The sequence below is a fragment of the Campylobacter sp. US55 genome (assembly GCF_004378955.1).
Classification (GTDB): domain Bacteria; phylum Campylobacterota; class Campylobacteria; order Campylobacterales; family Campylobacteraceae; genus Campylobacter_D; species Campylobacter_D jejuni.
Genome location: NZ_RYYF01000004.1, coordinates 56,106 through 81,645 on the forward strand (window position 1 = coordinate 56,106; position 25,540 = coordinate 81,645).

Here is a 25,540-nt window from a genome sequence, read left to right on the forward strand (position 1 = left end):
CAAGGCAAAACCATGAAATTATTTCAAAAAAATACTATTTTAGCTTTAGGTGTTGTGCTTTTACTCACTGCTTGTAGCAAAGAAGAAGCACCAAAAATACAAATGCCGCCTCAACCTGTAACAACCATGAGTGCTAAATCTGAAGATTTACCACTTAGTTTTACTTACCCTGCTAAACTTGTCAGCGATTATGATGTCATTATAAAACCTCAAGTTAGTGGCGTAATAGTAAATAAACTTTTTAAAGCTGGGGATAAGGTAAAAAAAGGACAAACATTATTTATTATAGAGCAAGATAAATTTAAAGCTAGTGTTGATTCGGCTTACGGACAAGCTTTAATGGCTAGAGCAACTTTTGAAAATGCAAGCAAGGATTTTAATCGTTCTAAAGCTCTTTTTAGTAAAAATGCAATCTCTCAAAAGGAATACGACTCTTCTCTTGCTACATTTAACAATTCAAAAGCTAGTCTAGCAAGTGCTAGAGCACAACTTGCAAATGCAAGAATTGATCTAGATCATACCGAAATAAAAGCTCCTTTTGATGGTACTGTAGGAGATGCTTTAGTTAATATAGGAGATTATGTAAGTGCCTCAACAACTGAACTAGTTAGAGTTACAAATTTAAATCCTATTTACGCAGATTTCTTTATTTCAGATACAGATAAGCTAAATTTAGTCCGCAATACTCAAAGTGGAAAATGGGACTTAGACAGCATTCATGCAAATTTAAATCTTAATGGAGAAACCGTTCAAGGCAAACTTTATTTTATTGATTCGGTTATAGATGCTAATAGTGGAACAGTAAAAGCCAAAGCCGTATTTGATAACAATAAATCAACACTTTTACCAGGTGCTTTTGCAACAATTACTTCAGAAGGTTTTATACAAAAAAATGGCTTTAAAGTGCCTCAAATAGCTGTTAAACAAGATCAAAATGATGTTTATGTTCTTCTTGTTAAAAATGGAAAAGTAGAAAAATCTTCTGTACATATAAGCTACCAAAACAATGAATACGCTATTATTGACAAAGGGTTGCAAAATGGCGATAAAATTATTTTAGACAACTTTAAAAAAATTCAAGTTGGTAGCGAAGTTAAAGAAATTGGAGCACAATAATGTTTTCTAAATTTTTTATTGAAAGACCTGTTTTTGCTTCAGTTGTTGCAATTATAATTTCTTTGGCTGGAACCATAGGTCTTACAAATTTACCTATAGAACAATATCCTTCTTTAACTCCGCCTACAGTTAAAGTAAGCGCAACTTATACAGGAGCTGATGCACAAACCATTGCTTCAACAGTTGCCAGTCCTATCGAAGATGCAATCAATGGCGCGGATAATATGATTTACATGGATTCAACTTCAAGTTCTTCAGGAACTATGAGCTTGACTGTCTATTTTGATATCGGCACAGATCCTGATCAAGCCACCATAGATGTTAACAATAGAATTTCAGCTGCAACTGCAAAAATGCCAGATGCAGTTAAAAAACTTGGAGTAACTGTTAGAAAAACTTCCTCAGCAACACTTGCTGCAATTTCTATGTATTCAAATGATGGTTCAATGAGTGCGGTGGATGTATACAATTACATCGCTCTAAATGTTTTAGATGAGTTAAAAAGAGTTCCAGGGGTTGGAGATGCAAACGCCATAGGAAATCGTAATTATTCTTTAAGAATTTGGCTCAAGCCTGATTTATTAAATAAATTTGGAATCACAGCTACTGATGTAATTTCTGCGGTTAATGACCAAAATGCCCAGTATGCAACTGGTAAAATTGGCGAAGAACCTGTAACCCAAAAATCCCCTTATGTTTATTCAATCACTATGCAAGGAAGACTACAAAATCCTAGTGAATTTGAAAACATTATTTTAAGAACAAATGATGATGGATCATTTTTAAGACTTAAAGATGTAGCTGATGTAGAAATAGGGTCACAACAATACAGCTCACAAGGACGATTAAATGGCAATGATGCAGTTCCGATTATGATCAATCTTCAATCAGGGGCAAACGCATTGCATACAGCAGAACTTGTTCAAGCTAAAATGCAAGAACTTTCAAAAAATTTCCCAAAAGGTTTAACATATAAAATTCCTTACGATACAACAAAATTTGTAATAGAATCAATCAAAGAAGTTGTTAAAACTTTTGTTGAAGCTCTAATTTTAGTTATCATTGTTATGTATATGTTCTTAAAGAATTTCCGTGCAACACTTATTCCTATGATAGCTGTACCTGTTTCATTGTTAGGAACTTTTGCTGGACTTTATGTTTTAGGTTTTAGTATTAACTTGCTTACGCTTTTTGCTTTGGTTTTAGCCATAGGGATCGTTGTAGATGATGCGATTATAGTTGTAGAAAATATCGATAGGATTTTACATGAAAATGAACAAATAAGCGTAAAAGATGCTGCTATCCAAGCGATGCAAGAAGTTAGTTCTCCGGTTATTTCAATTGTTCTTGTGCTTTGTGCTGTTTTTGTACCAGTTTCTTTTATATCAGGTTTTGTTGGAGAAATTCAAAGACAATTTGCCCTTACCTTAGCTATATCTGTAACTATATCAGGTTTTGTTGCTCTTACCTTAACACCTTCTTTATGCGCACTCTTTTTGCGACGTAATGAAGGAGAGCCATTTAAATTTGTAAAGAAATTTAATGATTTTTTTGATTGGAGCACCTCTGTATTTAGCGCAGGAGTAGCATATATTCTAAAAAGAACCATTCGTTTTGTTTTAATTTTTTGTATTATGCTTGGAGCGATTTTTTATCTTAATAAAGCTGTGCCAAATTCTTTAGTTCCTGAAGAAGATCAAGGTTTGATGATTAGCATTATCAACCTTCCTTCAGCTTCAGCACTCCATAGAACAATTTCAGAAGTTGATCACATAAGCCAAGAAGTTTTAAAAACTAATGGAGTTAAAGATGCAATGGCTATGATAGGATTTGATCTTTTTACAAGCTCATTAAAAGAAAACGCTGCTGCAATGTTTATAGGCTTGCAAGATTGGAAAGATAGAAATGTGAGTGCTGATGAAATCGCCATGGAGCTTAATAAAAAATTTGCTTTTGATCGCAATGCTTCAAGTATATTTATAGGCCTACCTCCTATACCTGGATTAAGTATCACAGGTGGTTTTGAAATGTATGTTCAAAACAAAAGTGGAAAAAGCTATGATGAAATACAAAAAGATGTAAATAAGCTTGTTGCTGTAGCCAACCAAAGAAAAGAGCTATCAAGAGTAAGAACAACTCTTGATACAACTTTCCCTCAATACAAGCTTATAATTGATAGAGATAAATTAAAACACTACAATCTTAACATGCAAGATGTTTTTAACACAATGAATGCAACTATAGGTACTTATTATGTTAATGATTTTTCTATGTTAGGCAAAAACTTCCAAGTAAATATCCGTGCAAAAGGTGATTTTAGAAATACACAAGATGCATTAAAAAATATTTTTGTAAGATCAAACGATGGAAAAATGATACCACTTGATTCTTTTTTAACTTTACAAAGAAGTTCAGGGCCTGATGATGTAAAACGATTCAACCTTTTCCCAGCAGCACAAGTTCAAGGTCAACCCGCACCAGGTTATACTTCAGGTCAAGCTATAGAAGCGATTGCTCAAGTAGCAAAAGAAACTTTAGGGGATGATTATTCCATAGCTTGGAGTGGATCAGCCTATCAAGAAGTTTCTAGCAAAGGAACAGCAAGCTATGCTTTTGCTTTAGGAATGATATTTGTCTTTTTAATTCTAGCTGCCCAATATGAAAGATGGCTTATACCTTTAGCAGTTGTAACAGCCGTGCCTTTTGCGGTATTTGGATCATTTTTATTGGTATATTTAAGAGGATTTAGCAATGATATATATTTTCAAACAGGACTTTTGCTCTTGATTGGACTTTCAGCTAAAAATGCTATCTTGATTGTAGAATTTGCAATGGAAGAGCGCTTTAAAAAAGGCAAAGGAGTTTTTGAAGCAGCTGTTGCAGCGGCAAAACTTCGTTTTCGTCCTATCATAATGACTTCTTTAGCATTTACTTTTGGAGTCTTGCCAATGATTTTCGCAACAGGAGCAGGAAGTGCTTCAAGACACTCTTTAGGAACAGGGCTTATTGGTGGAATGATCGCAGCATCAACTTTAGCGATATTCTTTGTGCCTTTATTTTTCTATCTTTTAGAAAATTTTAATGAATGGCTAGATAAAAAAAGAGGTAAGGTTCATGAATAAAATAATTTCAATTAGCGCTATAGCAAGTTTTGCTCTTTTGATTTCAGCTTGCTCTTTAAGTCCAAATTTAAATATTCCCGAAGCAAACTATAGCATTGATAATAAGCTTGGAGCCTTATCCTGGGAAAAAGAAAACAATAGCTCTATCACAAAAAATTGGTGGAAAGATTTTGATGATGAAAATTTAAATAAAGTGGTTGATTTAGCACTTAAAAATAATAATGATTTAAAACTTGCCTTCATACACATGGAACAAGCTGCTGCTCAATTAGGTATAGATTTTAGCAGTTTGTTGCCAAAATTTGATGGTAGCGCAAGCGGTAGTCGTGCAAAAACAGCTATAAATGCTCCAAGCAATCGAACTGGGGAAGTAAGTTACGGTAATGACTTTAAAATGGGGCTTAATTTAAGCTATGAAATCGATCTTTGGGGAAAATATCGCGATACATATCGCGCCTCAAAATCAGGCTTTAAAGCAAGTGAGTATGATTATGAAGCTGCAAGACTTTCTGTTATTTCAAATACAGTTCAAACTTATTTTAATCTTGTAAATGCTTATGAAAATGAAAATGCTCTTAAAGAAGCCTATAAATCTGCAAAAGAAATTTATAGGATTAATGATGAAAAATTTCAAGTTGGTGCTGTAGGTGAATATGAACTTGCTCAAGCAAGAGCCAACTTAGAAAGTATGGCTTTGCAATATAATGAAGCAAAATTAAATAAAGAAAATTACCTTAAAGCTTTAAAAATTTTAACTTCAAATGATTTAAATGACATACTTTACAAAAATCAAAGCTATCAAGTTTTTAATCTTAAAGAATTTGACATTCCAACTGGAATTTCAAGCACCATCTTGCTTCAACGTCCAGATATTGGCTCTTCTTTAGAAAAATTAACTCAGCAAAATTATCTTGTTGGAGTAGCTCGCACGGCTTTCTTACCTAGCCTTTCTTTAACAGGATTATTGGGATTTGAAAGTGGGGATTTAGATACCTTGGTTAAAGGAGGTTCTAAGACTTGGAATATAGGTGGAAACTTTACTCTGCCTATTTTTCATTGGGGTGAAATTTACCAAAATGTAAATTTAGCTAAGCTTAATAAAGATGAAGCTTTTGTAAATTATCAAAATACTTTGATTACTGCTTTTGGAGAAATTCGCTATGCTTTAGTAGCTAGAAAAACTATACGCTTACAATACGATAACGCACAAGCAAGCGAACAATCTTATAAAAGAATCTATGAAATTGCTAAAGAACGCTATGATATAGGAGAAATGTCTTTGCAAGATTATTTAGAGGCACGTCAAAATTGGCTTAATGCTGCGGTTGCTTTTAATAATACTAAATATTCTTATGCCAATTCCATAGTAGATGTAATCAAAGCATTTGGTGGAGGATTTGAGCAAAGTGAAGATACGAGTAAAAATATAAAAGAAGAATCAAAAAATTTAGATATGTCTTTTAGAGAATAGTTCGTTCTATTCTCTAAATAAATTAAAAATCTTTGTCTAAATCTGCATCTGTAATTTCATAAGCCTTGTAAATAGCAGGCAATAATTTCCTTATAGCATAATCAAAATGATAAAATTGCTTATATACCTCTTCTGGATTTAAATTTTTAGCATTCTTAAAATCAAATACTTCAGTATTATTGATTTTGGCAATATTTTCATCAAAATAAGAGTAAAACTCTGCTCTTTGTTTAAACAAAGCATTTAAATTTTGAACAATTTTGGCTTTATCCATTTTTATATCCTTTTTAAATAATTTAAAAACTTAATCCCATTTTTTATTTAAGAAATAAAAAATTTACTCCTATTTTAGCTAAAAATTGATAAAGTTATGTCTTAAATATTTTAATATATAGGCCACTTATGAATTTATTTCAAAATTTAGCTTTAAAATACTCTCATACTATGATGGAAAAATCCCTACAAAAAGGTTTCAATGTCGAACTTTTAAAACAACCCAAAGAAAAAATTCCAAAACAAGATAAAAGCTATATGCTTTATGCTCATGTACCTTTTTGTCATACTTTTTGTCCTTATTGTAGTTTTCATAAATACTATTATGATGAAAATTTAGCCAAAGTGTATTTTCAAAATCTTAGAGAAGAAATTAAAATTATGAAAGATAAAGGTTTTGATTTTACCTCCATGTATGTGGGTGGTGGTACAACACTGATTAATGAAGAGGAATTATTAAAAACTTTAGAACTTTGTAAAAAGTTATTTAATATAAAAGAAATTTCATGTGAAAGCGATCCAAATCATATTGATCCAAACAAGCTTTCTATGTTTAAAGGTATAATTGATCGTTTAAGTTGCGGGATTCAAAGTTTTGATGATGAAACTTTAAAAAAAGTGGCAAGATATAATAAATTTGGTTCATCTAAAGAACTTCAAGAAAAAATTTCAAAAGCTTTAGGAATTTTACCTATTTTTAGTATAGATCTTATTTTCAATCTTCCAGGACAAAGTGAAAAACAACTTTTAAATGACTTAGAAATTGCTAAAAATTTAGCCCCACAACAAATCACAACCTATCCTTTAATGAAATCAAATCTCACCAAAGATAATATCGCCAAAAGTTTAGGAGTAAGTATTAAAGATAATGAATTTACTTATTATCAAATCATATGCGAATTTTTTAAAGACTATACCCAAAACAATGGTTGGAGTTTTTCTTTAGAAAAAAACAAGCTTAATGATGAATATGTCAGTTCTCATCATGAATACCTAGGAGTGGGCAGCGGGGCTTTTAGCTTTTTAGATGGGGAGCTTTTAATTAATGCATTTAATCTAAATGATTATGCTAAATTTATACAAGAAAAACAAAATGCTAATATAGCCAAAGCTTGTTTTGATAAAAAAGAAATTATCAAATATGTCTTTTTAACTGAAATTTTTTCAGGGAAAATAGAAATTGATAAATTCAACAAAACTCTAAATTGCAACCTCGAAAAAGAACTTTTCATAGAACTTTTAGGGCTTAAAACAAGTGGTGCCATCATAAAAGATCAAAATGCTTTAATCGCAACTGAATTTGGTCGATATCTTTTTGTGGTTTTAATGAAAGATTTTTACACAGGAATGGATCTTGTGCGTGCAGTATTTAGAGATGATAAGCGTCTTAAAAATAAAGATTATATCGATATCATGAAAGAAAATATTGATCCGCTTAACTCCGCTAGTATGGAATTTAAAGCGGAGACAAACTAAAAGGGACGAACAACCATCATTAAAGCGATAATAATAAACATTATAGTTGGAAGTTCATTATAAATTCTAAAGTATTTCCCACTTTTAGTAGAAGTATCATTTGCTAAAGCTTTTAAACAATAATAATTATGTATATGAAAAATAATCAAAAGTGTAACACAGGTAAGTTTAACATGCATAAAACCCGCACCTACCATTAAAACTTCCTTATGAGCATGCAACATTAAACTTCCTGTGATTAAAGTCACAATCATTGCAGGAGTTTGTATATAAAAATAAAGTTTTCTTTCTTGAATTTTTACAATCTCGACAAAACCTTTATTGTCTTTATGTTCAGCATGATACACAAAAAGACGAGGTAAATAAAAAAGTCCAGCCATCCAAGAAACAAATGCCAAATAATGCACCCATTTAATCCAAAAATAATAATCATTAATCCATTCTGTCATCTTTTTTCCTTTTTTTAAATATTCCTTGTATTAAAATCAAAGCCACACTTATATTTATCATGACATCTGCAACATTAAAAATAGCAAAATTAAACCATTTATGCCAAAAAAACATATCCACTACACCTCCGTATATAAAACGATCCAATAAATTTGAAACGCCAGCACCAAGCATCATTCCAAAAGCTATGCTATGAGTTTTTAAAAGTGTTTTTTGCCAAAAAAGATAAATAAAAAGCACTCCAATTAAAGCAAGATGTAAATATTTTAAATTATGTTCTAAAAAACTCAACATTGAAAAAGCTACGCCTGTATTTAGAGCATAAGTTAAATCTAAGTATTCACTCTGCCATCTAAGTCCTGCTAAAGTTAAGGATTTCACCCATTGATCAAGGACAAAAACCAAAACAAAGGCACCCCAAAAATAAAAAATAAATTTAAAAGTTTTAGCCATTTAAAGCTTTCTTAAAAAACTCCACAACATTTTTCATTTCTTTTTCTAAGAGCTTAATATCTTTGGCTTCTAGTAAAAGTCTTATCAAATTTTCAGTTCCAGAATAGCGAAATAAGGTATTGATATTTTTATTTTCTAAATCTTTTTTTAATTCTTTTAAACCTTTAATTTTATCCAAATCTTTTTTTTCTGCAATTTTAAGATTGGTTAAAAGCTGAGGATAAGGCTTAACTTGACCCAAAATAGAACTTGCAGATTTTTTCTTAGAAAGCATTAAAGCACTAAATTGCAAAGCAGCTATTAAGCCATCTCCAGTTTTTGCATAATCGCTAAAAATAATATGCCCACTTTGCTCTCCACCAAAATTTCCACCATTAGCTTTTAATTTTTCAAGCACATATTTATCACCCACATTACAAGTATCAAGTTCTATACCATGTTTATTTAAAAATTCTTTTAAAGCACCATTACTCATTATAGTGGCTACAACACTTGATTGTAATTTACCTTGTTCTTTAAGATAAAGTGCTAATACACCCAATAAACTATCTCCATTAGCCACTTCGCCTTTTTCATCTACAACCACCAAACGATCCGCATCACCATCAAAAGCAAAGCCCACATCTGCACGCAAACGCTTTACTTCAGCAGCTAAGTTTGCAGGATGCAAAGCTCCACAATTTTCATTGATATTAAGTCCATTGGGTTTATCACTCATTACTATAACTTCAGCACCTAATTCCTTAAAAACAGTAGGTGCTACCTTATAAGCTGCTCCATGAGCCACATCTAAAACCACACGCAAAGACTTTAAAGTAAGATCTTTTGGAAAAGAATTTTTAATAGAAACAATATATCTTCCTATAACATCATCAATTCTTTTTGCTTGACCAATTTTTTCCATATCCACCTTAGAGGCTTGTATAAGCTTATCATCAAAATAAATTTCTTCTATTTTTTTCTCTATATCTTCACTAAGTTTGTTTCCATGAGAATCAAAAAATTTAATACCATTATCATAATAAGGATTGTGAGAAGCTGAAATCATAATCCCTGCATCACAACGCATATCTTCAGTTAAGAATGCAATCGCAGGAGTTGGCATAGGACCAATTTGTATAACATTATATCCTATAGAAGTAAGTCCGGAAACAATAGCATTTTCTATCATATAACCACTTCTTCTTGTATCTTTTCCTACTAAGATATTATTAGTAATACTTTTATCTTTAAAATAAATACCCGCAGCCATTGCTAAACGCATAGCCAAAAAACTATCTAAAAATTCACCCGCTTTTCCACGAACTCCATCAGTTCCAAAAAGTTTCATTGCAAACCTTTCTAGCAAAATTTAAAGACAATTATAACAAAGCTAAGATAAAGAAATTTAAACAAGCCCTAAAAATAGAGCTCGTTTGGAAACCTTATAGTTCAGGTTTAGGAGTTTTTTCAGTAGAAATAGGAAGTTGTGGATAAACAATTGCTGGTTTTGTTCCTGTTAAAGATTTTAAGAAAGTTTCAATACTTTTTGCTTCTTTATCAGAAATTTTAATGCCAAGTTGCACACTACCCATTTCCTTAATAGCATCTTTTAAATTCCAAATCGCACCATTATGAAAATATGGAGCAGTTTCAGCAACATTTCTTAAAGTTGGAGTTTTTACCATGCCATTTGCATCACCTTTAAAATCACCTAAATTTGCAAATTTATATTTACCAGCAACTTCAAACGCTTGCATATTGCCACCTAAATTCACACCATTATGACAAGCTACACAACCTTTATCTATAAAAAGCTTTAAGCCTTTTTGTTCTTCTTTTGTTAAAGCTTTTTCATCGCCTTCTAAAAATTTATCAAAACGAGATGGAGTGATCAAAGTTCTTTCAAAATTTGCAATTGCATCAGCAATATTGTCAAAATTTACACCGCTTTTACCATAGATTTTTTTAAACTCACTCACATATTCAGGCAAAGATGAAATTTTTTCTACTGCAAGTTTAGCAGGAGTTGCCATTTCAGGATCAGCTTGGATTGGACCTTTAGCTTGATCGGCTAATGTTCCTGCACGACCATCCCAAAATTGAGTATTATTTAAAACTGCATTATAAACTGTTGGTGAATTTAAATGATGAGGATTTGCTGTCCATTTATGACCTATTGCAGTACTGATTCCATCTGTTCCACCAAGTCCTACATTATGACAGGTATTACAAGAAATGATACCACTTTTTGAAAGACGTGGTTCAAAATAGAGCTTTTTGCCAAGCTCTGCTTTTTCAAGAGTAAATTCACTAGCCTTTACTCCATTTTGTTTTAAAATTTCATCAACGCCTTTTTGATCTTTTGGTAAGGCAACAAGACCTGAATTTTTAGCTTCATCTATAAGACTTGCAGCATTTAAGCTTGAAAAAGCAACTAAGGATGCGATTAGCAATGATTTTACTTTCATTTACAAACTCCTATTAAAGATAAATTAAAATAAAATAATAATCATTTAGAGCTTAAATAAAAATAAATATTATTAAAAAATATTTACAATTAATTAATACTATTTTTATCTTAAAAATTATTTTTTGTTTATTTATTTTCATAAGATATAATTTTTAGTTATAAATCTTAAAATTTTAAGATGATTTGAAAAGGATATTATGGAAAATTTAATAATTTACGCTTTTATATATCTTTTAGGTTCAATCCCTTTTGGGCTAATCCTAGCTAAATTTTTTGCTAAAACTGATATCAAAAAAGAAGGTTCAAAAAGTATAGGGGCAACCAATGTTTTAAGAGTAGTAAAAGAAAAAAATCCCAAACTAGCAAAAAAACTTGCCATTGCTACAATAATTTTAGATTTTGCAAAAGCAGCTATTCCTTTACTAATCTTGAAATTTCTTCATTATGATCAAGCTTTGCTTTGGAGCGTCGCAGTTTTGGCTATTTTTGGACACTGTTTTTCAATTTACTTGTTATTTGAAGGAGGTAAAGGCATAGCAACAGGAGCAGGTGCTATGATAGTTTTACTTCCATTGGAAGTACTTACAGCATTTATTGTTTGGGCAATTATTGGAAAAATTTTTAAAATATCTTCGCTAGCTTCTTTAGCAGCATTACTTGCCTTTGTTGTAAGTTCTTTTATATTTAATTATGACTTAGAAATTCATACACATGCACCCGTTTTCATTATCGCTTTTATTATAGTATATAAACATCTACCTAATATTAAAAGATTGATTTTTAAAGAAGAATGCAAAGTCATATAAAAATAAAATTTCACTTTAAGTGTATCATTGGTATATTAGATTTCGAAAGAAGAAAAAAACAAAAAATTATTATCAAGCTTAAAGCTAAAGCAAATGAATTTTTAAATTATGCAGAGGTAATTACCAAAATTAAAAAATGGTATAAAAAAGAAGAATTTTACACCCTTGAAGAGTCTTTAGGCTTTGTAAGCTTAAATTTAAAAAAAGATTTTCCTAATTTAACCAATCTTAACATAAAAATTTTCAAACCCCATATAATAAAAAATGCTACAGTTGGGGTTAAATTGAAAAAAAAATATTAATTTTTTTTTAAAGATATCTAAACATTTACTTAAACTATGATATAATTTTTTAAATTTTTCTTAATAAGGATAGAACAAATGAGAATTTTAGTTATAGAAGATGAGATTAGCCTAAATAAAACAATTATAGACAATCTTAATGAATTTGGTTATCAAACCGATTCTTCTGAAAATTTTAAAGATGGAGAATACTTTATCGGCATTAGACATTATGATTTAGTTTTAGCAAACTGGACTTTACCCGATGGAGATGGAGCAGAACTTGTTAATACCATTAAACATAAATCTCCAAGAACTTCAGTTATGATTATGTCTTCAAAAACAGACAAAGAAACAGAAATCAAAGCTTTAAAAGCTGGAGCTGATGATTTTGTTAAAAAACCTTTAGATTTTGATATTCTACTCGCAAGAATTGAAGCAAGACTAAGACTTGGCGGAACCAATGTTATTAAAATTGAAGACTTAGTTATTGATCCAGATGAGGAAAAAATTACTTATAAAGGTCAAGATATAGAACTTAAAGGAAAACCTTTTGAAGTTTTAACGCACTTAGCAAGACATTCAGATCAAATTGTATCCAAAGAACAACTTTTAGATGCTATCTGGGAAGAACCTGAGCTAGTAACTCCAAATGTTATCGAAGTAGCTATCAATCAAATTCGTCAAAAAATGGATAAACCATTAAATATATCTACCATAGAAACAGTTCGTCGTAGAGGATACCGTTTCTGCTTTCCTAAAAAATCTTAACAATTTTGCACCTTCGGTGCAAAAAATTTATCTTTATTTCTATTTTTATATTTTATTTAAGTTTGGTTATTGTATAAACTAAAATTATTTTTTAAATTTTTGAAAGGTTATGATGTCTCTTTTAATTACAAAAGACTGCGTATGTTGTGATGCTTGCAGAGAAGAATGTCCTGATGAAGCTATTTATGAAAATAGTCCAATTTATGTAATAGACCCTGATCTTTGTTCAGAGTGCGTTAATGATTTTTCAGAGCCTGCCTGTATTGTTGCTTGCCCATATGAATGTATCATTCCTGATCCTGATAATGTAGAAACTATAGAAGAATTAAAACTCAAACATAGAGATAGAGAATTTTAATGGCAAAAAAAACAGCCGTTGTTGATCTTGGCTCAAACTCCATTAGAATGGTGATTTTTGAAAAAACTTCTAGATATGGTTTTTATACAACTTGCGAATACAAACGCAAAGTAAGACTTGGAGAAAATGCTTATAATAATGGTAAAATTCTCCAAGAAGAAGCCATGCAAAGAGCTGAAGATGCTTTAGCTTTTTTCAAACAATGCGCTTTAAAGCATAAATGTAAAAAAATATTTATAGTAGGCACATCAGCCTTAAGAGATGCCCCAAATTCAAAAAATTTCATTAAGAGAATCAAAGATAATCTGTCTTTAAATATACGCTGTATAGATGGAAAAAGCGAAAGCTACTTAGGTGGTCTTGCGGCTTTAAATTTATTAAGTCCTTTTAAGGATGGAACCACTTTAGACATAGGTGGTGGTTCTAGTGAATTGTGTTTAATAAAAAATAATAGAATTATTTCTTGCATATCTCTTGATATTGGCACTGTTAGGCTAAAAGAATTATTCTATGATACTGGAAAAATGGATTCTTTAGAAGAATTTATAAAACCAATTTTAGAACAAATTCCTAAAGAATTTTGCAATCAAAACCTTATTGCAATAGGTGGAAGCTTAAGAGCAATATCTAATTCCATCATGCAAAAAAATTCCTATCCACTGAAAAATTTACATGATTTTCGCTATATGCTAGATGAAGAAAAAGGACATATTTTAAAAATTTTTAATTCAAACTTAGACTCTTTAATCAATTTTGGCATAAAAAAGGATCGTTTTGATACCATTAAAGAAGGTATATTTATTTTTTTAAAGATTGCGGAAAAAATAAAAGCCAAACAAGTTATCACGAGTGGAGTTGGAATCAGAGAAGGAGTTTATTTACAAGATTTGCTTCGTCCTAAAATCACATTTCCATCAAATTTCAATCCTAGTTTAAAATGTTTACAAGATAAATTTTTACAATCAAAACAAAAAAATAAAACTCCACATTTTGCTCTCCAAATTTTTACAGCCCTTAAAAATCTTCATAGACTTAACGATAACTACAAACATACTTTACTAAATGCTGCTAAATTATGCCATATTGGAGAATATTTAAATTTCTATTTTGCTAATGAACACTCTGCTCATTTTGTACTAGGTGGATTAAATTATGGATTTTCGCATAAAGAAAAAGCTTTAATTGCTAGCATTATTAAGCTTAATGGAAAAAAAGTTAATCCTTATAATCTTGAACCCTATAAACAACTTTTACCCAATATTCATACCATTTCATGGCTTAATTTTATTTTGTGCTTAGCTAAAACTTTAAGCACAAATGAAGATAAGATTGATTTTGCTTTTGCAAACAATACTCTTTATATATATCAAGAAAACAAAATTCTTAATTTACCCAAAGATGAGCTCAAAAAAATTGCAAAACCAGCTACCATAGCATTAGCAATCAATCAAAAAATTTAAGATTTTTTACCTTTTTGACGCTGCTCTATAAGATTTTGAATTCTTTTTTTATTCTCTTCAAAAAAAGAATCAAAATTTTTCTCTGTTTTTTCTGTATGTTTTATTATTTGTTCCTCTGGAATTTCAACACTTTCTAAAAGTACATTGGAATTACCTATTATCATTGTATAACGTTTGTTGGCGTGATCAAAAACAACAAGTTGATTATTTTTATCTAAAAATCTTTGGAAAATCATAGTAAAATCTCTAGAAACATTGTTATTTTTATAAACCATAGTCTTTTTAAACCACCAAAGCACTATTAACAAAATAACTAAAATCAACATTACTAAGATATAATTTGTATAATCATACCCTTCTAAACTTGTACTTTTTGGTTTAGGCATTAATTCTTGAGAACTATTCGCAGTAGTTATAGGTGATGCTACAGATTCGATATTTGCTTTCCCTTGCTCTATAGCTCGTATTCTTATTCCAAATTTATCATTGATAGAGCTAAGTTCTAAATTAATATTTTGTTTGTTTTGTAGCATAATATAGGTATTATTATTTTTAGAACTAATACTAATTTTATCTACAAGTTGAGAGTTAAGTTCTTTTAATTCATCTTTAGAATATGTTAAATCACTAAAAGTTAAAAGAGTTAAATTTTTTTCTTTTTTTTGAGAAATCTTGCCATTATAAGCATTATCAAAGGAAAGCATTAAATCTACTCGATCATTTCTATCGTAGATATTATAACTAATCAACTCAACACTATATAAAGGTAAAATTAAAAAAAATAATACTAGCAATCTCATTTAAATTTCTTTTTTAAAATATTGAAGCACAGTCTTAGAATCCAAAATTTCATTAATTCTTATAGCGAGATTTTTTTCATAAACCATAACCTCGCCTTTGCCAAAAATTCTTTTATTGATATAAAGCTCAACGCTTTCTCCAGCAGGCTTTTCAAGATCAATAACCGAACCTACTTCAAGTTTTAAAAGCTCCGCTACACTCATATTTGTAGTTCCAAGCTCGCTTACAAAATCTACTGTAATATCTAAGATATCTTCATAAGATTGTAAAAGCCCATGATGAATGTTAAACTCTATATCATCGCTCATTATTTGCAATATCCTATTCTAAAATAACAATTTTCAAATTTATAAGTTAAAGCTTCATCTAGAACTATTTCAGAAAAATCAACTTTTCCTAAATATTCCGGAATTCCGAGTTTATACTCGTCATCACCCTTGGCATCATTTAACAAATTTTTAGCATAACCTATAATCTGATTGGCACATTCTTTAGTTAAATCGCACCAGTCATCTTCTTTAAATTTTTCATCATTAATTAAAATTTCTGCAATTTTTTTTAAAAATTCTTTTGGAAAAAATAAATAAAAATTACTTTCTCCTTCACTTTTGCCCATGATAGGAATACTCGCTCCATAAAGTTCACCGCTTATATCTTGAGCTGCTTCAATGCGAAGTCTTAAGATATGCTCGCAAAAATGAGTGATGGAATACTCAAGAATCTTTAACATAGCTACCACCTTTATAAAAAACTTAATTTAAAATTATAGTAAATATAAAATAAAAATATGTTTTAAAATTTTATTTTTTGAAAATTTCTTCAATATCTTTCATTATTATATCCAAATTTCCTTGTTTAAAACACTTTACTATGCTAGTTCCCACAATCACTCCATCAGCAACTTTTCTCATTCTTTTTACATCTTGATTATTTTGAATGCCAAAACCTACAAAAATAGGCAAATTTGTAAAAGATCTGATTTCTTTTACTTTATCTTGTAAGATTGCTTCTTCGACACTTTTAGTACCTGTAATACCTATGCTTGCTAATAAATAAATAAAACCTTTAGCATGTTTTACTAACTTTTTAACCCTTTCTTTAGGGGTTGTAACACTTACAAGTGTAATTAAAGCTATATTATATTTCTCACACTCTTTAATTAAATCATCACTTTCTTCAAAACTTAATTCAGGTATAATCAAAGCACAAATCCCTAAAGATTTTGTTTTTTTCACAAATTTTTCCAAACCATAAGAAAAAATTAAATTATAATAAAGCATAAAAACCAAAGCTTTTTTAGTTTTTACCCTAGCTAAAAGCTCAAAAACATTGTAAATATCTACACCTTGATCAAGAGCTATTTTTGCCGCATCTGCAATAATCTCACCATCGGCAATAGGATCACTATAAGCAACACCAAGTTCTAAAATATCAATAGGGCTTTGATCCAATCTTTGCAAAAAAGCTTCACTTGTTTGAAGATTTGGATAACCTAAAACCGTATAAGCCACATTTGCATTTTCTTTATAAAATTTTCTAAAATCAACCATAAATCACCCCTTTTTTATAATCTCTAATCATTTGCATATCCTTATCTCCCCTACCTGAAAGATTTACTACTATCACGCTTTTCTTTTTTAAAGTTGGACAAAGTTTTTCTAAAAACGCTAAAGCATGCGAACTTTCAATCGCTGCAATAATACCTTCCTCTTTGCAAAGTAATTTTAAAGCTTGCATACATTCTTCATCACTTATAGCATGATATTGCGCTCTTTTACTTTCAAATAAAAAAGCATGCAAAGGGCCAATTCCTGGATAATCAAGCCCTGCAGAAACACTATGCACAGGCAAGATATTGCCTAAATCATCTTGTAAAACCTTGGTTTTCATACCGTGAATAATGCCTGTTTTTCCCTTATTTAAAGTCGCTGCATGATAAGGTGTATCGATGCCAAGCCCCCCTGCTTCAATACCTATAAGTTTAACATTTTCATCTTTGATAAAATCATAAAAAATCCCAGCTGCATTGCTTCCACCCCCAACAGCTGCGATAATATAATCTACTTTTTTATTGAGTTTTTGAAGTTGCATTTTGCATTCTTTTCCTATAATGCTTTGAAAATGCGTTACCATTTTAGGATAAGGATAAGGACCTACCGCACTTCCAACCACATAAAAAATATTTTTAATATCTCCAACCCAAGCTTGAATAGCCGCAGTAGTAGCTTCTTTTAGAGTTTTAAGCCCACTTTGTACTGCATGAATTTTAGCACCCAAAAGCTCCATTTTATAAACATTTAAAGCCTGTCTTTGTACATCAGTTGCCCCCATATAAATTTCACATTCAAGTCCTAAAAGTGCTGCTGCAGTGGCTGTTGCAAGTCCGTGTTGACCTGCTCCTGTTTCTGCTATGATTTTTTTCTTTCCCATTTTTTTTGCTAAAAGGGCTTGAGCGATGGCATTATTGATTTTATGTGCTCCAGTATGATTTAAATCCTCGCGTTTTAAATAAATTTCATGCTGATATTTTTTGCTTAAATTTCTAGCAAAATAAAGCGGAGTAGGACGCCCCACATAAGTTTTTAAAAGCTCGTTTAATTCTTTTTTAAAGAGTTTATCTTTAGAAAATTTCAAAAAAGCACTTTCTAGCTCATTTAAAGCAAACATTGCACTTTCAGGCAAAAACTGCCCACCAAAATCCCCATAATATGCTTTTTTCATTTTTTCAGCTCCTTTAAAATTTGTTTTATTTTGTTGATATCTTTTAAGCCTTTTTCATCTTCAAGCTTCGAATTAAGATCTAAAATTTTAGCTCCTGTTTTTACGGCCTTATGAATATTATCCAAACCTATGCCTCCAGCTAATACAAAATCTTTAGTATAAGAACTTAATAAAGTCCAATTAAAACTTATTCCATTACCGCCCTTTAAAATTCCCTTAGCATCAAAAAGCACTAAATCAGCAAAAATTTCACTTTTTAAATCTAAACTATCTTCCACACTTATCACCTGCCATACAAAAACATTTTGCACCTTTAAAATTTCAAATTCTTCTTTGGTAATAGTGCGATAAATTTGTACTCCATCAAGCTTAACTTCTTGAATACATCTTAAAATTTGTTCCAAATTTTCATCTACAAAAACACCGACAACTTTTTTATCTTTTTCATGAAAAATTGCACTTAAATTTCTTGCTTGTTCTAAACTCACTCTTCTTGGACTTTTAGCAAAAATAAGTCCAAAAAAATCAATATTTAAAAAAGCTAAATCTTTGGCATTTTTTTCATCTTTAATGCCACAAATTTTAAGCTTTAGCATAAGCTTGATACTCCTTAAAATACTCTATAACTTTACCTGAATAAATGGCTTCTAAAATCATATCTTTAGCCACTAAAGGCGAACTTGCTTTATTGGCTGTATAAAGTGCAAACATAGCATTTAAAACTACTAAATCAAATTTTGCCCCTTGCATTTTACCACTTAAAATATCTTTTAAATCCTTAGCGTTTTCATATGCACTAGATCCTATGATTTCACTATGAAAAGCTCTTTTAAAACCAAATTGTTCAGGACAGATAGAATACTCTAAAATTTCTCCTTCACAAAGCTCATAAATTTTACTTTCATCGCAAATACTAAGCTCATCCATACCATCATTTCCTCTTACCACTAAAGCTTTTTTGCGTCCTAAATTTTTTAAAACCTCTATCAAAAGCCTATGCACAGGTGCGTGATAATTTCCCATAAGTTGATATTTTAACTTTAAATTAGGGTGCAATAAAGGACCTAAAACATTAAAAACCGTTCTTACTCCAAGCCTTGATCTGATCTCTTTAAGTTCTCCTACTAAAGGATGGAAAAATGGAGCATGTAAAAAACTAAGCCCTTGATTGTTTAGTTGTTTTAAAGCTGATTCTAAAGTGTTTGGAGTAGTTATATTTAAAGCTTCTAACACATCTGTACTTCCGCTAGAACTTGAAATGGCACGATTTCCGTGTTTGGCTACTTTTACTCCTAAAGCTGCTAAAATAAAAGCACTAGTCGTAGAAACATTGATACTTTTAAAACCATCTCCACCTGTTCCACAAATATCAATCATCTCACTCTCATCACTAAAAGTTTGAGAATATCTTAAAATTTGTCTTACAAAAGCACTTAAAGATTTTTCGTTTAAAGACTTTTCAGTGATTAAAATCAACAAAGCCGCCACTTGCAAAATTTCATAATCTTTAGACATAATAATCTTACAAATTTGCTCAAAATCATCGCTTTGTAAAAAATGATTTTCACTCATTTTTTGCAAATAAAAACTTAAAGGATTTTCCTGTTTTTGTGATTTTTTTATATCTTGTTTTAAAAAATTAGAAAAAAGTTGTAAGCCATATTCACTAAAATAGCTTTCAGGATGAAATTGCACACCATAATAAGGTAAATTTTTATGTCCCAAAGCCATAATCACACCCTTTTCATCAAGGGCTAAAATTTCAAGCTCATCACTAAGCTGTTTAACCTCTAAAGAATGATAACGCATCACGCTAAAATTTAAAGGTAAATTAGAAAATAATTCATTTTCCCTGCACTGTTTTATCAAAGAATTTTTTGCATGCATAGGCTCTTGCATCTTAACCACTAAAGAATCAAAAGCTAAAGCTAAAGCTTGATGTCCTAAGCAAATGCCCAAAACAGGGATATTAAGCCTTGCTTTAAAAATTTCAAGACAAATCCCACTTTGACTTGGATGCTTTGGACCAGGACTTAAAATAATATGAGTAGGATTTAAATTTTTAATTTCACTCAGAGAAATTTCATCATTTCTTCTTACTAAAATTTCATCATTGCTGAGTTGCTCTAACATGCTTTTAACATTAAAAACAAAAGAATCATAATTATCAATTAAAAGTATCATTGATTTTCCTTTTTTAAATTTTCAAAAGCTACCAAAAGCGCCTTGCGTTTAGCACGAATTTCTGCATATTCTTTTTGACTCTCACTTTGCAAAACAATACCCGCCCCACTTGCCAAATAAGCCTTATCTTGAGTAAAAAAAGCGCAACGAATTAAAATCGCTAAAGTTATGTCTTCGTTAAAATTTAAAAATCCTACCGCACCACCATAAATTCCACGATCGCAATCTTCAAGCTCACTAATGATCTCTAAAGCTCTTATTTTAGGAGCTCCGCTTAAAGTTCCCGCTGGAAAAACTGCTTCAATCACATCAAAAATACTCGCATCTTCTTTCATATTGGCATACACTTCACTCACTATGTGTATTACAAATTTATTTTTAATAATAGAAAAAAGATTTTCCACTCTTGTTTGAGTGCCAAATTTAGAAGCATCATTTCTTGCTAAATCTACAAGCATCTTATGTTCACTAAATTCTTTTTCATCACTTAAAAGATCTTTTTCTAAAGCTAAAAGATCACAGTTATTTTCCAAATTTCTAGTTCCAGCAATAGGGGCTAAATAAATCTCTCTTTTTTTAATTTTCAATAAAAACTCTGGAGAAGAACCCAAAACAACACCATATTTACTTGGAAAATAAAACATATAAGCGCTTGGATTTAAAGCACTTAAACTCTCATAGTAGTCAAAAGCATTTACTTGATGTTTGATACAAAGTTGCTTACTTAAGACCACTTGAAAAATATCTCCACTTAAAAGATATTCTTTGGCTTTTTCGCACATTTTTAAAAAATCATTTTTTTCATCTTCTAAAGAATTTAAAATTTCAAAATCATTTTTTTGTTTCTTTTTCATTGGTTCAATATCATCTTTTAAATATTCAAAATATTTTGAAGCACCAAATTTAAAAAACATCTTGCTATTTTTCTCATAAATCAAATAAGCTTTAGCATTGGCAAATAAAAATAAAGGAAAATCATAATTTTTCTTAGAAGAAAGTGGAATTTTTTCAAACAAAGATACAAAATTTGCACTAAAAACTCCAAAAAATCCAGCAAAGTCGCAAATTTTATTCTTGCTTAAAGCTTCATAATATTTTGCCTTAAACTCGCTAAAGGATAATTCATTAGCATCTAAATAATCACAATCAATCCCTATAATTACCTTAGTCAAATCCTCTGCAAAATAAGAATTTTCAAATTTTTCAAGGATTTGTCTGTAATAAAAATTTACATTTTTAACAAACATAATAAACCTTTTTTAAAAAATAAATTAAAATAATATTAAAGAAAAAATTTAGATAAAAAGAAGTTTAGAAACGCCAAGAGCGAAGAGTATGTGTAAGTTTTAAAATCAAAGAATTGCTAAAAAAACCATTTTGACTCATCTTTTACCTTTCTTATAAAATATTTCAAAAATTAAGACTTTTATGAAAATTTTTAAAGTCTAAATTAATTTTAATCAATAAATATAAATTTTGCTTTAAATTTAAAATAAATATTATAAAATCTTTATATTTTATAATATTTTGAAACATTTTTACGATGCTTAAAGTTACCAAAAAATATTCTATTGTTATAAAAAACTAAGATAATACTTAGCTTAATAAGATAAAATTATTCCGTATTTGAAATATTTAATATTTTTTAGGAAAAGCTATGGAAATCACAGATTTACCTTATCTAATCATAGGAATCATTTCAGGTATTGCTTCTGGACTTTTTGGCATTGGTGGAGGTATGATTATCGTTCCTTCTATGTTCGCACTTGGAGCAAGTGCTCACCATGCTATCGGAATTTCAGTATTGCAAATGATTTTTGCAGCAGTTTTTGGCTCTTATATTAATTATAAGAAAAAAAATCTAAATCTTAAAGATGGTATTATGATAGGTTTTGGAGGACTCATAGGGGCAAGCTTTAGCGGAATGCTTTTAAAAGCTTTAAGTGATGTAGCTCTTACTAGCGTATTTTTGGCGGTAAGTTGTATATTTTTTATCAAATATGCTTTTGGAATTAAAGAAAACATTGTGCAAAATCAAAGAAGCGTTTGGGTAAAGAATGTCATTTTATTTATTGCTGGAGCTTTTACTGGTATTTTTGCTATTTCTTTGGGAATTGGTGGTGGACTTTTAATTGCTCCGATTTTAGCTTATTTTTTAGGCTATGATAGTAAAAAAGTTGTTTCTTTATCCTTGTTTTTTGTTATTTTTGCTTCAGTCTCTGGTATTATATCTTTTTCAAATTCTAGAGTTATAGACTCTGAAGTTATTCATAAAGGAATACTAGTAGGTATAGCTTCTATGGTTGGAGTTTTTATAGGAATTAAAATCATAGAAAAAATGCATATTTCAGCTCATAGAAAAATTTTACTTTGCGTATATGCCTTATCAATACTTGGAACCACCCACTCTTTACTTAATAAGCTAAATCTTATAAATTTTTAACTTGGATTTATCCAAGTTCTTTTAATATTATTATGCTAAAATCTTAAATTTATTTAATGTTTAGGAAAGACTATGAACGATACCATAAAAATCATTGGTGCAAGAGAAAATAACCTAAAAAATATCCACCTTGAAATTCCCAAAAACAAACTCATTGTTTTTACAGGACTGAGTGGAAGTGGAAAATCAACCCTTGCTTTTGGAACTCTTTATGCTGAAGGACAACGCCGTTATATAGAAAGTTTAAGTGCTTATGCCAGACAATTTTTAGATAAGGTAGGCAAACCTGATGTCGATAAAATCGAAGGTTTAACTCCAGCCATTGCCATAGATCAAAAAACCACTTCTAAAAATCCACGCTCGACCGTGGGAACCATCACTGAAATTTATGATTATCTAAGACTTTTATATGCAAGAGTGGGTATTCAACATTGTCATCAATGCGGACAAAAAATCTCATCTATGAGTGCAAGTGATATAGTCAGTGAAATTTTAAAATTTCCAAAAGGTGCAAAAATCATCATCTACGCCCCACTCATACGAGAAAAAAAAGGAACTTATGCAGATTTGCTTGAAAATTTACGCAACAAAGGCTATGTAAGAGCTCAAATCGATGGAGTTTTGGTAAGACTTGATGAAGAAATTGAACTGGCCAAAACCAAAAAACACACCATTAAACTTGTCATAGATAGGCTTGAAATTCAAGAAGATTTACTCTCTCGTCTTGCAAGCGATATAGAAAAAGGCTTACAAGAAAGCTTTGGAGAAATAGAAATAGAAGTTTTAAATCATGAGGAAATAAACCTTAATAAACATTATCATTTTAGCGAACATTCAGCTTGTTTTGATTGTAAAATTTCTTTTGTTCCACTCGAGCCTTTAAGCTTTTCTTTTAATTCTCCAAAAGGAGCATGTGAAGCTTGTGATGGACTTGGAATTCGTTATACTTTAGATATGAAAAAAATCATCGATGAAAATTTAAGCCTCGAAAATGGTGCTGTTAAAATCATGTATGGTTTTAATAAAAGTTATTATTATAAATTCCTAATCGCCTTTTGCGAACAAAATGAAATTCCTATCAAAATACCTTTTATGCAATTAAGCGAAGAACAAAAACGCCTTGTATTGTATGGTAATGCCAAAACTATAGAATTTCTTTGGAAAAGAAATCGTCTAAAACGCACCTTTGAAGGCGTAGTTAAAATGGCTTATGAAATGCTAAAAGATGAAAAAGATTTAGCCGAATATATGAGTGAAAAAATTTGTAAAGACTGCGGTGGGCATCGTTTAAAACCCGAAAGTTTAGCCGTGAAAGTAGCCAAAAAAGGCTTGGGTGAAATTTTAGATATGAGCATAGAAGATAGTACGGCCTTTTTTGCAGATGAGAAAAATTTTTCTTATTTAAGCGAGCAACAAAAACTTATTTCTAAACCTATCCTAAAAGAAATCAACGAAAGATTGTTTTTCTTGTATGATGTGGGACTAGGTTATCTTTCCTTAGGGCGCGATGCAAGAACGATTAGTGGGGGTGAAGCACAAAGAATCCGCATAGCTTCACAAATTGGCAGTGGTTTAAGTGGAGTGATGTATGTCTTAGATGAGCCTAGCATAGGACTTCATGAAAGAGATACTGCAAAACTGATTAAAACTTTAAGAAATTTACAACAAAAGGGCAATACCCTAATTGTCGTAGAGCATGATAAAATGACTATAGAAGAAGCAGATTTTATTGTAGATATTGGCCCAAAAGCAGGAAAATTTGGAGGTGAGGTTGTATTTAGTGGAACTTATAAAGAACTTTTAAAAAGCAAAAGCGAAACTGCACTTTATATGAATGGTAAAAAACAAATTTCACAACTTCAAAACAGAGCACAAAAAGAATGGCTTGAACTTAAAAATGTAAATATTAACAATATCCAAGATTTAAGCGTAAAATTTCCTTTACAAAATTTAGTCGCTATAACAGGAGTTTCAGGTTCTGGAAAAAGTTCTTTGATACTTCAAACCCTACTTCCTTTTGCACAAGAAGAATTAAACCGCGCTAAAAAAGTTAAAAAACTTGGTGGGGTACAAATAGAAGGACTTGAAAAACTTGATAAAGTCATTTATCTTGATCAAAGCCCAATTGGGCGCACACCACGATCAAATCCTGCCACCTATACAGGCGCTATGGATGAAATCAGAAATCTTTTTGCCTCCACTAAAGAAGCCAAAATGCGTGGTTATAAAGCAGGACGCTTTTCTTTTAATGTCAAGGGTGGAAGATGTGAGAAATGTAGCGGAGATGGAGAAATCAAAATAGAGATGCATTTTTTACCTGATGTTATGGTAGTTTGTGATACTTGCGGGGGCAAACGCTACAATGATGCCACGCTAGAAATCAAATATAAAGGCAAAAATATCAGTGAAATTTTAAATATGAGTGTTTTAGAAGCGAGTGAATTTTTTACAGCTGTTCCCAAAATCAAACAAAAATTAGATACTCTAGTAAAAGTGGGTTTAGATTATCTAACTCTAGGACAAAATGCCACCACCTTAAGTGGAGGTGAAGCACAAAGAATCAAACTTGCTAAAGAACTAAGCCGTAGCGATACAGGAAAAACGCTTTATATACTTGATGAACCTACAACAGGACTGCATTTTGAAGATGTCAATAAACTCATCTTAGTTTTACAACATTTGGTTGATCTTAAAAATTCGGTTTTTGTAATAGAGCATAATTTAGATGTGATTAAAAATGCTGATTATATTATCGATATGGGGCCTGAAGGCGGAGTTAAAGGTGGAAAAGTTATAAGCACAGGAAGCGTGGAAAAAGTCGCTAAAGAACACAAAAAAACCCGTTCTTACACAGGATATTATCTAGACTTAGAGCTTAAAAATACACAAAAATCATAATTTT

General features: G+C 30.5%; 25 protein-coding genes. 11 read left to right on the forward strand and 14 right to left on the reverse strand.

Annotated features, from left to right (window positions below):
• The first annotated feature begins 12 nt into the window (after positions 1–12).
• From cmeA to cmeC, 3 genes are read left to right on the forward strand one after another with little or no spacing between them, the layout of a single operon-like run.
• Positions 13–1,116, forward strand: a complete 1,104-nt coding sequence (gene cmeA, locus ELQ07_RS03800; protein WP_057042683.1) for a multidrug efflux RND transporter periplasmic adaptor subunit CmeA — start codon at positions 13–15, stop codon at positions 1,114–1,116.
• Complete coding sequence (gene cmeB, locus ELQ07_RS03805) at positions 1,116–4,238, forward strand: multidrug efflux RND transporter permease subunit CmeB (RefSeq protein WP_134224755.1); 3,123 nt, start codon at positions 1,116–1,118, stop codon at positions 4,236–4,238. Before cmeA ends, cmeB begins: the two co-directional genes overlap by 1 nt.
• On the forward strand, positions 4,231–5,709 hold the full coding sequence (gene cmeC, locus ELQ07_RS03810) for a multidrug efflux transporter outer membrane subunit CmeC (protein ID WP_134224756.1): 1,479 nt from the start codon (positions 4,231–4,233) through the stop codon (positions 5,707–5,709). Before cmeB ends, cmeC begins: the two co-directional genes overlap by 8 nt.
• Before the next feature lie 22 nt (positions 5,710–5,731).
• Here the strand turns inward: cmeC and cmeU are convergent, their stop codons facing one another.
• A complete protein-coding gene (gene cmeU, locus ELQ07_RS03815; RefSeq protein WP_002857293.1) occupies positions 5,732–5,983 on the reverse strand; it encodes a CmeU family protein in 252 nt (83 codons plus the stop codon).
• Between the two features lie 128 nt (positions 5,984–6,111).
• Here cmeU and ELQ07_RS03820 point away from each other — a divergent pair, with 128 nt between their 5' ends.
• Positions 6,112–7,458: a coproporphyrinogen III oxidase family protein gene (locus ELQ07_RS03820; protein ID WP_134224757.1), complete on the forward strand. Its 1,347-nt coding sequence runs from the start codon at positions 6,112–6,114 to the stop codon at positions 7,456–7,458.
• On the opposite strand, the gene hemJ is transcribed toward ELQ07_RS03820, so the two are convergent.
• From hemJ to ELQ07_RS03840, 4 genes are all read right to left on the reverse strand, one after another.
• Positions 7,455–7,907 carry a protoporphyrinogen oxidase HemJ gene (gene hemJ / locus ELQ07_RS03825; RefSeq protein WP_134224758.1) on the reverse strand — a complete coding sequence of 151 codons (453 nt, stop codon included), beginning with the start codon at positions 7,905–7,907 and terminating at the stop codon, positions 7,455–7,457. The two genes, ELQ07_RS03820 and hemJ, sit on opposite strands and share 4 nt — an antisense overlap.
• Entirely contained in the window at positions 7,891–8,361 is a 471-nt protein-coding gene (gene lspA / locus ELQ07_RS03830) for a signal peptidase II (protein WP_134224759.1), read from the reverse strand. Before lspA ends, hemJ begins: the two co-directional genes overlap by 17 nt.
• Positions 8,354–9,691, reverse strand: a complete 1,338-nt coding sequence (gene glmM / locus ELQ07_RS03835) for a phosphoglucosamine mutase (protein ID WP_088303795.1) — start codon at positions 9,689–9,691, stop codon at positions 8,354–8,356. The genes lspA and glmM overlap by 8 nt, the downstream gene beginning before the upstream one ends.
• 94 nt (positions 9,692–9,785) lie before the next feature.
• On the reverse strand, positions 9,786–10,811 hold the full coding sequence (locus ELQ07_RS03840) for a cytochrome-c peroxidase (protein ID WP_002857587.1): 1,026 nt from the start codon (positions 10,809–10,811) through the stop codon (positions 9,786–9,788).
• Positions 10,812–11,010: 199 nt separating this feature from the next.
• On the opposite strand from ELQ07_RS03840, the gene plsY reads away from it, so the two are divergent.
• The 5 genes from plsY (at position 11,011) to ELQ07_RS03865 (ending at position 14,489) form a co-directional block, all read left to right on the forward strand.
• On the forward strand, positions 11,011–11,619 hold the full coding sequence (plsY, locus tag ELQ07_RS03845) for a glycerol-3-phosphate 1-O-acyltransferase PlsY (RefSeq protein WP_070316729.1): 609 nt from the start codon (positions 11,011–11,013) through the stop codon (positions 11,617–11,619).
• Entirely contained in the window at positions 11,604–11,921 is a 318-nt protein-coding gene (locus tag ELQ07_RS03850) for a dihydroneopterin aldolase (protein ID WP_070316728.1), read from the forward strand. Before plsY ends, ELQ07_RS03850 begins: the two co-directional genes overlap by 16 nt.
• Positions 11,922–11,999: 78 nt before the next feature.
• Positions 12,000–12,671 (forward strand): homeostatic response regulator transcription factor HsrA, encoded by a 672-nt coding sequence (hsrA, locus tag ELQ07_RS03855; RefSeq protein ID WP_002857553.1) that lies wholly within the window; start codon positions 12,000–12,002, stop codon positions 12,669–12,671.
• Positions 12,672–12,783: 112 nt separating this feature from the next.
• Positions 12,784–13,029 carry a YfhL family 4Fe-4S dicluster ferredoxin gene (locus ELQ07_RS03860; RefSeq protein WP_002854647.1) on the forward strand — a complete coding sequence of 82 codons (246 nt, stop codon included), beginning with the start codon at positions 12,784–12,786 and terminating at the stop codon, positions 13,027–13,029.
• On the forward strand, positions 13,029–14,489 hold the full coding sequence (locus ELQ07_RS03865) for a Ppx/GppA phosphatase family protein (RefSeq protein WP_052858526.1): 1,461 nt from the start codon (positions 13,029–13,031) through the stop codon (positions 14,487–14,489). Before ELQ07_RS03860 ends, ELQ07_RS03865 begins: the two co-directional genes overlap by 1 nt.
• On the opposite strand, the gene ELQ07_RS03870 is transcribed toward ELQ07_RS03865, so the two are convergent.
• The 9 genes from ELQ07_RS03870 to ELQ07_RS03910 form a co-directional block, all read right to left on the reverse strand.
• The gene (locus ELQ07_RS03870) at positions 14,486–15,289 is read right to left on the reverse strand and encodes a hypothetical protein (protein WP_134224760.1); all 804 of its coding nucleotides are present in this window, start codon (positions 15,287–15,289) and stop codon (positions 14,486–14,488) included. The two genes, ELQ07_RS03865 and ELQ07_RS03870, sit on opposite strands and share 4 nt — an antisense overlap.
• Entirely contained in the window at positions 15,290–15,598 is a 309-nt protein-coding gene (gene fliN, locus ELQ07_RS03875; RefSeq protein ID WP_002824739.1) for a flagellar motor switch protein FliN, read from the reverse strand.
• On the reverse strand, positions 15,598–16,020 hold the full coding sequence (locus ELQ07_RS03880; protein ID WP_002934004.1) for a chemotaxis protein CheX: 423 nt from the start codon (positions 16,018–16,020) through the stop codon (positions 15,598–15,600). Before ELQ07_RS03880 ends, fliN begins: the two co-directional genes overlap by 1 nt.
• A gap of 70 nt (positions 16,021–16,090) precedes the next feature.
• Positions 16,091–16,840: a tryptophan synthase subunit alpha gene (gene trpA / locus ELQ07_RS03885; RefSeq protein ID WP_134224761.1), complete on the reverse strand. Its 750-nt coding sequence runs from the start codon at positions 16,838–16,840 to the stop codon at positions 16,091–16,093.
• Positions 16,833–18,011 (reverse strand): tryptophan synthase subunit beta, encoded by a 1,179-nt coding sequence (gene trpB / locus ELQ07_RS03890; protein WP_002857405.1) that lies wholly within the window; start codon positions 18,009–18,011, stop codon positions 16,833–16,835. Before trpB ends, trpA begins: the two co-directional genes overlap by 8 nt.
• The gene (locus ELQ07_RS03895) at positions 18,008–18,607 is read right to left on the reverse strand and encodes an N-(5'-phosphoribosyl)anthranilate isomerase (protein WP_002854429.1); all 600 of its coding nucleotides are present in this window, start codon (positions 18,605–18,607) and stop codon (positions 18,008–18,010) included. Before ELQ07_RS03895 ends, trpB begins: the two co-directional genes overlap by 4 nt.
• Positions 18,594–20,195 (reverse strand): anthranilate phosphoribosyltransferase, encoded by a 1,602-nt coding sequence (trpD, locus tag ELQ07_RS03900; RefSeq protein ID WP_074469059.1) that lies wholly within the window; start codon positions 20,193–20,195, stop codon positions 18,594–18,596. The genes ELQ07_RS03895 and trpD overlap by 14 nt, the downstream gene beginning before the upstream one ends.
• Entirely contained in the window at positions 20,192–21,442 is a 1,251-nt protein-coding gene (locus ELQ07_RS03905; protein ID WP_134224762.1) for an anthranilate synthase component I family protein, read from the reverse strand. The genes trpD and ELQ07_RS03905 overlap by 4 nt, the downstream gene beginning before the upstream one ends.
• Positions 21,443–21,605: 163 nt before the next feature.
• Entirely contained in the window at positions 21,606–21,731 is a 126-nt protein-coding gene (locus tag ELQ07_RS03910) for a hypothetical protein (protein ID WP_002854718.1), read from the reverse strand.
• Positions 21,732–21,852: 121 nt separating this feature from the next.
• Here ELQ07_RS03910 and ELQ07_RS03915 point away from each other — a divergent pair, with 121 nt between their 5' ends.
• Positions 21,853–22,638, forward strand: coding sequence for a sulfite exporter TauE/SafE family protein (locus tag ELQ07_RS03915; RefSeq protein ID WP_070316722.1), 786 nt, complete (start codon positions 21,853–21,855; stop codon positions 22,636–22,638).
• A 72-nt stretch (positions 22,639–22,710) separates the two neighbouring features.
• The gene (gene uvrA / locus ELQ07_RS03920; RefSeq protein ID WP_070316721.1) at positions 22,711–25,536 is read left to right on the forward strand and encodes an excinuclease ABC subunit UvrA; all 2,826 of its coding nucleotides are present in this window, start codon (positions 22,711–22,713) and stop codon (positions 25,534–25,536) included.
• Positions 25,537–25,540 lie beyond the last annotated feature (4 nt).